This is a genomic window from Coriobacteriia bacterium (genome assembly GCA_031292615.1).
Classification (GTDB): domain Bacteria; phylum Actinomycetota; class Coriobacteriia; order Anaerosomatales; family JAAXUF01; genus JARLGT01.
In genome coordinates this window covers 1-9,480 of the sequence record JARLGT010000097.1, presented here as the reverse complement: position 1 = coordinate 9,480, position 9,480 = coordinate 1, and the positions used below count along the sequence as shown (strand labels likewise).

The following is a 9,480-nucleotide window of genomic DNA, read 5'->3' as shown; positions in this document are numbered from 1 at the left end:
TAGGCCAGTGCTCGGCGCTGGTGTCGGCCGAACGCGAAGAGGCGGAAACCCTCTCCGAATTGCTTGCGGCTCTCGAGGCGTACAAGCCTCTGAGCAAGCGGATCAAACTCCTGGCTGAATTCGCCGAGGAGCTGGCGGCGACTAAGGCCGAACTCATCGGTCAAGTGGCTGCAGCGCTGGTCGCTCCGCACGCGGCCGCGCTCAAGGCTCTGGTCAGCGACTACGTGGAGGAATACTCGGCGAGCAAGACAGCGCTGGGGACGCTGGACTTCGATGACTTGCAGGTCAAAGTGGTCGAGCTGCTGGAGCGGCGACCTGAGATCGCGATGCGCTATCGCGAGCAGTTCCGAGTGGTGATGATCGACGAGTTTCAGGATACCGATGCCCTGCAGCTGCGACTGGTCGAAGCCCTCAGCGATGGCGACCTGTGCACGGTCGGTGATGAGAAGCAATCGATTTATCGCTTCCGCGGCGCGGACATCAGCGTCTACCGGGCGCATCGGGAACGTATGGAACGCCAAGGCGCGCTTGTCGCCGAGCTCGACGTGAACTATCGCTCGCATGGAGACATCCTCGGGTTCGTGAACGAGGTCTTCAGCTCGGCGGAGTACTTCGGCGACACGCTGCTCAAGCTGCAGGCGCCCCCCGGGCCGCGTGTCGGCACGCTGGACGCCGCACTGGGAGCCGCCCCTCGTGTCGAGGCCGCGTTCATCGACTCAACTGACGCGGACGGGGCTGGAGCGCGAGCAGCCGAGGCAGCCACTATCGCGGCGCGGCTCGCCGAGTTGTGCGAGGCCGGCGCGGCTCCGCGCGATATCGCCGTGCTCGTGCGCACCTATACGCACGCGCACGACTACGCGAACGCACTTACGGCGGTGGGCATTCGGGCAGTGGTGATCGGGGGGAGTCGGTTCTTCCGTCTGCCAGAAACATCCATCATGCGAGCACTCAACCGAGTCGTTGCCAACGTCGAGGATGGTGTCGCGCTCGGAGAACTGCTCGCATCCGACTTCATACCGATCAGTAGTGACGCGCTTGCCGTCCTACGGCTTGGCTCAGGCGAACGCGACCGACGCTCGCTTTGGGCCCTGCTAACCGAGGCCGACACGCGACTCACCGGTGCCGACGCTCAGGCCGCCGAGCGACTGGTGGGCGTGCTTGAGCGCGCCCGCGAGCGCGTCGGCCGTCTGCCGTTGCGCGATGTGCTTCTGTTGGCGGTCGAGGAGTCAGGGTGGGATCTGCGACTGCTCGCCGGTGGAAACGTAGGGCGTGACGCGTTCGCCAACGTGCTGAAGTTCGCACGCCAGGCTGCCGCCTTCGAGGACTCTGTTGGCAGCGGGCCGACAGGCTTTGCAGCTCATCTCGACACCAAGGAGCGGCTCGGCGACACAGAGGCACCCGCGAGCTTGGCCGACGACGGCTCGGACGCGGTGCGAATCATGAGTATCCACGCATCCAAGGGACTGGAGTTCCCGATCGTCGTCGTGCCGGGCCTGGCCGCGCCACGCCCGGCAGACCGACTCGCCGTTCGGGCTTCACGGCGGGGTGGGGGACTAGCCGTCGCGCTGCGGACTCCGGCGAATGATGATGGCGATTCGCGTGGCTCGTCAACGTGGTTCGCCGAGTTCTCGGACGCAGACGCGCAAGCCGAGTTGGAAGAGAGCGCACGCGTACTCTACGTTGCCTGCACGCGAGCACGCGAGCTGCTGCTCGTCACCGGGTCAATGGGGATGCGACCCGCGAAGGGCACCAGCGCGAAATACGATCTCGCACGCCTGTCGCGGGTGCTGGGGGTGACGATTCCGACGGTGGGCCCCTCAGATGGCATCGTTACGCTTGCTGGCGCGGGCACGCGCTGCCGTGTGCGTGTCATCGACGCTGGAGAACTGGCGGGCGCCGCGCTGCCGATTGAGGCTGAGTCGGCGCCGGGCACCATGATCCTACCGCCGGCCGGGCGAGGCATCCCGGAGGAACCGCAACGTGCGCTGGCGCCGGAGCGACTCTCATACACGCAGCTCAGCGAGTTCGAGCACTGCCCGCGAGCCTTCTGGGTCAGGCGCGTGCTGGGAGTTCGGCCGATGCGTATCCCGATGCCCGGACAGACCGACCCACTGCTGTTCGGCACGGCGCTTCATGCAGCGCTGCGGCTGGTGGGTGCAGATGGAGCACCGCCGTCCTCCGAGCGCGTCTCGGCGATCGGGCGGTTCTACGAGCTTTCGAATCTCGATGTCGTGCGCCTCGGCCAGGCTGTGAGGCGCTACTGCGAGTCGGATGTCGCGCACCATGCGGTGGCGGGGGAGACCGTCCGACGGGAGTCGCCGTTCGCGATGAACATAGGTGACAAGTTCCTACTCACCGGGTCCATCGACCTCTACTCGCGTACTGCAGACCGGGCGCTCGTGGTCGACTACAAGTCGGGCGGGACGGGCGTCGCAGCGGACCTGCGCACTCGATACCAGCTCCAAGCAGAGTGCTACGCGCTGGCCGTACTGCGAGATGGCTGTAACCACGCGACGGTCGAGTTCGTTCGCCCCGAAGTTGAGCCTGATGAAGACGGGGACGTCCAGCGCGTCGCATTCGAGTTCTCGGCGGCCGATCGAGAGACGATCGAACGCGACCTGTTGCGACGCTACGGCGAAATCGAGGCGTCAGCGTTCGAGCCAGCACCTTCGCGGGAGTGCTACCACTGCGAAGTGCCGCGCGGGCTATGCCCCGAACGGACGCGTCCGGACAACCTCGGCTAGGCGCTCTGGTTGCGCTGGCGCAGTTGGCCGCAGGCCGCGTCTATGTCGGTTCCGCGCTCGGCTCGAATCGAGACCTCGATGCCTGCGACGTGAAGGCCGCGCTGGAACGCCTCGAGGCGCTCGGAAGTGGCGCGCTTGAAGCCTGTCTCGGCAACCGGGTTCACCGGGATGAGGTTGACGTGCACCAGCAGGCCTCGGCAGAACTTGACCAGCGCGGAGCGCTCGACGTCGGAGTCGTTGACGTTGGCGATGAGCGCGTACTCGAGCGAAGGCCGACGGCCGGAGGTTGCGGCGTAGCTGATGAGCGCTTTGCGCAGCTCCGGCAGCGAGATGTTGCGCACGCCCGGCATGAGCCGATCGCGTGTCTCCTGGACCGCCGAGTGAAGCGAGACGGCCAGCGTGAACTGCTCGGGCTCCTCGGCGAATCGGCCGATGCCGGCCACGAGCCCGCAGGTCGAGACGGTGATGTGGCGTGCGCCGATTCCGGGCCCATCGGACGCGTTCATGAAGCGCAACCCGGCCAGAACGGCGTCGTAGTTGGCGAACGGCTCGCCTTGCCCCATGGCTACTGCGTTGGTGACTCGGCGACCAAAGTCCTCGGCGACAAGGTTGATCTGGTCGACCATCTCGCCGGGGCCCAAGTCGCGAACGAGTCCGCCGATGCCCGTCGCGCAAAACGCGCACCCCATCGGGCACCCAGCCTGCGTGGAGAAGCAGACGGTCAGGCGGTCGCCAGCGGGGAGCCCGACCGTCTCGATGGTGACCCCTCCGGCGAGCCTGAGGAGGTACTTGCGAGTGCCGTCTTTTGAGTCCTGGCGGTCGACGATCTCGGGATAGGGAAGTGCCAGCCGACCCGCGAGGGTCTCTCGCAAGCCGGCTGGCAGATCGCTCATGTCTGAGAATGAACGCGCGTTGCGGCCATAGAGCCATCGCTCTAGCTGGCCCGCCCGGAAGCCGGGCTGCCCGAGCTCGGCGACGAGCGCAGCGAGTTCGGCGCGGTCGAGCGCTTTGATGCCCGCAGCGTCCATCCCGCGTGCCATTACTGCTGCTCGAGCTCCTCGAGAGCAGCGACGTACTCGGCGCGGTGCTCGTTCTCGAACTCGCCGACGCGGCGGAAGTACTGCGCGATGTCACCCAGGCCTTCGGCCTCGGCTGTTTCGGCGAACGAGGGGTACATCTCGGTGCACTCGAAGGTCTCGCCCTCAGCGGCGGCCTTGAGGTTGGTCGCGGTGGTGCCGGTGCCACCCATGTAGGCGAGATGGCCCAGCGCGTGCGCCGTCTCTTCGCGGCCGGCGCGATCGAAGGCGTCGATTGCAGACTGGGGCGCGCCCTCGAGCTCGGCGACGCGCTTCCACAGGGTGTAGCGGCGGTTGGCCTGCGACTCACCGGCGAAGGCAGCCTTCAGGTTCTCAAGCGTCTTGGTGCCTGTCAGATCGCCAGGGCCCTCGTACGCCTTGAACGCCGACTGCGGGGCGCCGCAGACGGGGCAGTGCTCGGGCGCGGGACCGACGTGGAAGTATCCACAGTTGCTGCAACGGTACATCTCGACCATTTTGGTCTCCTTTCATCGGGAAGTGACCACTCTACGACAGTGTGCCCCTCTTGTGCCCGGCACAGCGAGCAGATGTTGCAAGACTTTTTCAGTCAGGGCGGGTGTTCGGCTACCATGTGAGGCGATGACGTGACGCAACGCGCGCGCCACGAGGGGAATTGAGCCAGGAGGATTGGGATGACTAGGCACAAGAACGTGCTTCTCGCCGTCGCGCTTGCGGTGGTGCTCGTGGTGAGTGGGGCATCGGCTGCGCTCGCCCAGCCGCGACCGGTCGCCGCCAACAACACCGCTGCCAGCGGGTTTCCCGCCGCGCAGAGCTGCAGCTGCCACTCGCAGTTCTTGCAGGAGTGGCAGGAGTCGATGCACGCCCAGGCGCTCACCGACCCTCTCTACAAGACCAAGCTCGCCCAAGCCAATGCCGGCACCGGCGGCGCGATCGGCCCGTTCTGCCTCAAGTGCCACGGCCCCGTTGGCACGATGACCGGGCAGCTGGGCACGATCGACCCGACCAAGGCGTCCGGCCAGGGCATCGGCTGCACGTTCTGCCACCAGATCACGGGCCCGTCTGCGCCGACGAACAACGTCGCGCTGATGGTCGATCCGTCGGGTGTCTATCGGGCACAGCTTGCGACGCCCACCGCGCCGCACCCCACGGCAGTCTCGACCTTCCACAGCTCGTCGCAGCTGTGCGGCTCGTGCCACAACGTTGCGCATCCCGGCAACGGGCTCCCCGTCGAGGCCACGTACTCCGAGTGGCTCGCCAGCCCACAGGCCAAGGCCGGCATCACCTGCCAGGACTGCCATATGAGCCAGACGCCGGGCCAGATCGGCCCGTCGATGGGCTGGGCAGCGGGCGGCGGTCCGCTGCGACCCATCTTTCACATGACGTTTACCGGCGCACAGGTCGCCCTGGGCAACCCGACGCTCGCCACCGCGATGCTGCAGAGCGCCGCGACCCTCAAGCTCGACACTCCGGGCATCATGGAAGGCGCCAAGACGAGCTCGGCGACCGTCACGATCACTAACGTCGGCGCTGGTCACAACCTGCCTACTGGCCTGACCGAGGTGCGCGAGATGTGGCTGGAGGTCACATTCGTGGCGCCAGATGGCAAGGAGACCGAGCTGGGCAAGCACGTCTTCGGCACGGTGCTAAAGGACGCCGCCGGCAAGTACCCGGCCGACCTATGGACTGCGACCGGCATCCAGTCCGACGACCGCATCCCGCCGAAGGGGTCGACCACCGACACCTACAAGATCGCCTTCCCGGACGGCGTCACCGCCGGAACCATCAAGGCGCAGCTGCTCTATCGCTCGTCGTCCGACGCGCTCGCCAAGCAGGCCGGGGTGAAGAACCCCGTCACGGTAATGGCCGAGGACTCGCAGCCCGTCTACACAACGGTCGCTGCCGAGCGGGCAGCCAACGCTGGGGAGCTGACGGCGGCAACCGCTTCGCCGTGGACGCCGCTGGTCATCTCGATCGCCGGCCTGCTGCTCTGCTTCGCACTGGTCATCTTCTTCGTGCGCTGGGGCAACAAGGCTCCCAAGAAGCCGCGCCCGGGCCGTGGAGCCAAGAAGGCCGACAACAATCCTACCGAGGTACTCGAGCCTGTTACAGCCGAACCGACTGTAGAACGCGAGGCCGCGGAGCCCGGCTCGGAGGATCTCAGCGACAAGGACTAGCTCGGCTTCTTGTAGCAGCGCACGCAAGACAACGGAGGCCCCGGCGAATCGCCGGGGCCTCCTCTTTGCGCGCCCTTGTTCTGAGCAGCCGTCCTACTTGCCCGTCGCCGGTGCGGTCGATGTCACGCCCGCCGGACGATCGCTGACATTGACCTTCAGCTTGATAGTTTGGCCACCGCGCAGGATGGTCAGCTCGGCGGTCTGTCCGAGCGTGTGCTTGCGAATCGCACCGATGAGGTCGGTCATCGATGTGATCGGGGTTCCGTCAACGGCTGTCACGACGTCCCCGATCTTGACGCCTGCGGTTGCCGCGCCCGCGCCCTTGACGACGTCCTCCACGAGCGCGCCTTCGCTCACGGGCAGTTTCTTCTGCGTCGCGATGAGCGGCGTGATGGTCGAGCCGATGATACCAATGAACGGATGCGTGACCTTGCCGGTTGTGATGATCTGGTCGGCGATGTTAAGCGCAGTGTCGACGGGGATGGCGAAGCCGATGCCCGCCGCCGAGCCGCTCTGCGAGTAGATCGCGGTGTTGATTCCGACCAGATGGCCCTGTCGGTCGACGAGCGCACCACCGGAGTTGCCTGGGTTGATTGCGGCGTCGGTCTGAATCGTGTCGACCAGCGGCTGAGAAGCACCCGTGCTACCGATATCGGAGAGCGAGCGACCGATTGCCGAGATGACGCCGGAAGTCACTGTGTGCTCCAGGCCATAGGGTGAGCCGATCGCCACGACCGTCTGGCCGACTTGGAACGTCTTGGGGTCGGCCGGCACGATCAACGGCAGCTTGCCTGTGATCTTGACCACCGCGATGTCGTTGTCAGCGTCGCGCCCAACGACCTTGCCCGGCCAGCTCTGGCCGAGCGGGCTGCGCACCGTGATGGTGTTGGCGTTCTCGACGACGTGATTGTTGGTGAGGATGTAGGTGCCGCCATCGTTGGCGCTCTTGAACGCCACGCCGGAGCCGTTGCCGTTCAAGGGAACGGTGGGAGGTGTGCTAGGCAGGCCACTCGTGCCGCCGCTGGCGGCGCTCTCGGTCACGTCGATGTTGACGACGCTCGGCACGGCCGCGGCGGCCGCAGCCACCACGGGCTCGTCGGTCTTCGACGGCACTACCGTTACGCTCGACGGGCCACTAGTGAGCGAGCCCCCCGCTAGCCGGGCGCCGAGAAAGCCTCCCGCGAACCCGGCGAGCGCTCCGACCACGAGCGCAGCAAGAATGGCCGCGAACACGGCGGCCCCTAGTCCGGGCTTGCTCGGCGTGCTGGTGACCGGGGGCTGCGCGTACATCGGCGTCGGGGCTTCCGGCTGCTCGGCGGGGAAAGGCGCGGTCGGCGCTGAATCTTGCCACGTCGCAACTGGCGGTGTCGCGACCGAGGGCCCAGTTGAAGGCGGCGCGGCCGCTGCTTGGTCGGCGATCGTGTTCTCGGCAGCCTCGTTATCGGGCCGCATGCTCTCGTCAGGCGCCTCGTTGGGGCGCGTGTCGTCTGTCATGGTGACTCCTTCGTTATCGGACCTCGCCGCGGAGTGGGCGCGCAGGCGTGTGGGACTATGCTTAAAGCAGGTTATACGCCCGATAGTGAACTTCAGCGCACCCAACACAGGAACTACATGGATTCTTCCTCCACGCGCCACTCTCCTAAAACGCCCATCACGCGAAACCCCAGCGCCAACACCGTGCTCGCGGTGCTGGCCGTGGGGACGTTTCTGGCGCCGCTGGACTCAAGCATCGTAAACATCGCGCTGCCCTACATCGCGCAGGACCTGAAGGTCTCGCTGACCGCCGTGAGCTGGGTCGCGACCGCGTACCTGCTCACCAGCGCGGCTCTGTTGCTGTCGATGGGACGCGTGGGCGACATGTGGGGGCTTCGCAACCTCTACGTCTGGGGACTGCTCATATTCGGCGCGGGTTCCGCGGCCTGCGCGATGTCGCACACGTTGCCCGTGCTGCTCGGCGCGCGCGTGCTCCAGGCGGTTGGGGCGGCGATGCTGTTCGCGGCCGGACCCGCAATCGTGGTGCGCACGTTCCCGCCGCAGAAGCGGGGAGCAGCTCTGGGGATCGTGTCGCTGGCGGTTGCGGCAGGGCTGACGGTGGGGCCGGCGCTCGGCGGCGTCCTGGTGGGTGCGTTCGGCTGGCCGAGCATCTTCATCATCAACATCCCGCTCTCGGTGGTGGTGGCTGCAATCGCCTGGTTCATTCTGGGCGAGGAGCCACCAGCGGGTGAGCGTTTCGACATGCTGGGCGCCGTGCTTGCGGGCGGGGCGCTGCTCTCGCTGCTCGGCGCGGTGACCGAGGCCGAGACCTACGGCGTCGGGTCGATCGAGATCATCGGCGCGTTGCTCGCCACGGCGTTCCTGGGCGTTTCGTTCGTGTGGTGGGAGCGCCAGGCGACACACCCGATGGTCGACATGCGACTGTTCCGATCGCAAGCCTTCTCGGCGGGTCTGGGCGCGGCAGTGCTGGCGTATATGGCGATGTTCTCCGTCATCTTCACGATGCCGTTCTATCTGCTGGGCGCCAAAGGGCTGCCTGCCACGTTCGCGGGCATTCTGCTCACGGCAACTCCGCTGGCAATGGCGGTGCTCGCGCCGTTTGTGGGTCGACTTACCGACACGATCGGCAGCCGGCTGCTTTCGAGCGTGGGGCTCGTAGTGCTGGCCGTTGGGCTCGTAGTGATCTCGACGCTGCACGCCAACTCGGCTCCATGGTTCATCGGCGTAGCGCTGTTCGTCGTGGGCTGTGGCATGGCGATCTTCCAGACGCCCAACACCACCGCCGTCATGCAGGCGACGCCGCGAGCGCGGGCCGGAGTGGGCTCGGCATTTGTCGCCGAGGCGCGCAACATAGGCATGATGTTGGGGATAGCGTTGACTGCGGCTATCGTGACACTGCGGATGGGTGGCTCGGCGGGAGCGCTGGAGGCGACGGGCCTGCTCCCGCCCGGAGTTGCAGCGATGCTGATCGCGGGAATGTCCTTCGCAATGCGTGTTTCGGCCGGGTTGGCGCTGATTGCGGCCGCATTGTCGTGGTTCTTCCGTGACGATACGGCATCCAAGGTTGAGCACGAGCAGCAGGGTGGATAGACTTTCGGGAACCGAGCGCATGGAGGATCAGTGACCGACTTTGAGGACGCGTCTGTGAATGAGAACGGCCAGCCGCTCGGAAACACACCAGAATCGCCCACGCCGCCCGACGCTGCGCCTACATCCGATCTGCCCCCCGAGCAGGCTCCAGCGCCGGTAGCGCCGGTTCCCGAGCCAGCCGTGTTCGGCTGGGGCACGCCGGCAGTCCCCGAGCCGCCTCTCGAGCCCGCGCCCGCTGCGTCGATGCCGCCGGAAGAGCCGTCGCCCGCGTTCGATACGCCCGCCGTGATCCCGGAGCCGTCGTTCGAGTTCGTGCCGGAGGCTGCAGTCGCTGAGCCCGCCGTGCCGCCCGCGCCCGTCCCCGAGCCGCCCGTCGAGCCGGCGCCAGCTGTGCCGACGCCGCCGGTGGAGCCGGTCGTA

7 protein-coding genes are annotated in these 9,480 nt (G+C 66.7%); 4 read left to right on the top strand and 3 right to left on the bottom strand.

Annotation, left to right across the window (positions count from 1 at the left end):
- Positions 1-2,744 (top strand): UvrD-helicase domain-containing protein (locus tag P4L93_08835; protein ID MDR3687044.1); only part of this gene is annotated, 2,744 nt, incomplete at its 5' end.
- Here the strand turns inward: P4L93_08835 and rlmN are convergent.
- Complete coding sequence (gene rlmN, locus P4L93_08830) at positions 2,741-3,784, bottom strand: 23S rRNA (adenine(2503)-C(2))-methyltransferase RlmN (protein ID MDR3687043.1); 1,044 nt, start codon at positions 3,782-3,784, stop codon at positions 2,741-2,743. The two genes, P4L93_08835 and rlmN, sit on opposite strands and share 4 nt — an antisense overlap.
- Positions 3,784-4,296, bottom strand: coding sequence for a ferritin family protein (locus P4L93_08825; GenBank protein ID MDR3687042.1), 513 nt, complete (start codon positions 4,294-4,296; stop codon positions 3,784-3,786). The genes rlmN and P4L93_08825 overlap by 1 nt, the downstream gene beginning before the upstream one ends.
- 177 nt (positions 4,297-4,473) lie before the next feature.
- Between P4L93_08825 and P4L93_08820 the strand changes: the two genes are divergently transcribed.
- Positions 4,474-5,976: a multiheme c-type cytochrome gene (locus P4L93_08820; GenBank protein ID MDR3687041.1), complete on the top strand. Its 1,503-nt coding sequence runs from the start codon at positions 4,474-4,476 to the stop codon at positions 5,974-5,976.
- Between the two features lie 93 nt (positions 5,977-6,069).
- Here the strand turns inward: P4L93_08820 and P4L93_08815 are convergent, their stop codons facing one another.
- Positions 6,070-7,470, bottom strand: coding sequence for a trypsin-like peptidase domain-containing protein (locus P4L93_08815; protein MDR3687040.1), 1,401 nt, complete (start codon positions 7,468-7,470; stop codon positions 6,070-6,072).
- A gap of 117 nt (positions 7,471-7,587) precedes the next feature.
- Here P4L93_08815 and P4L93_08810 point away from each other — a divergent pair, with 117 nt between their 5' ends.
- Positions 7,588-9,060 (top strand): MFS transporter, encoded by a 1,473-nt coding sequence (locus tag P4L93_08810; GenBank protein ID MDR3687039.1) that lies wholly within the window; start codon positions 7,588-7,590, stop codon positions 9,058-9,060.
- A gap of 30 nt (positions 9,061-9,090) precedes the next feature.
- Positions 9,091-9,480, top strand: a 390-nt coding sequence (locus tag P4L93_08805; GenBank protein MDR3687038.1) for a hypothetical protein, incomplete at its 3' end; no start/stop codon positions are given.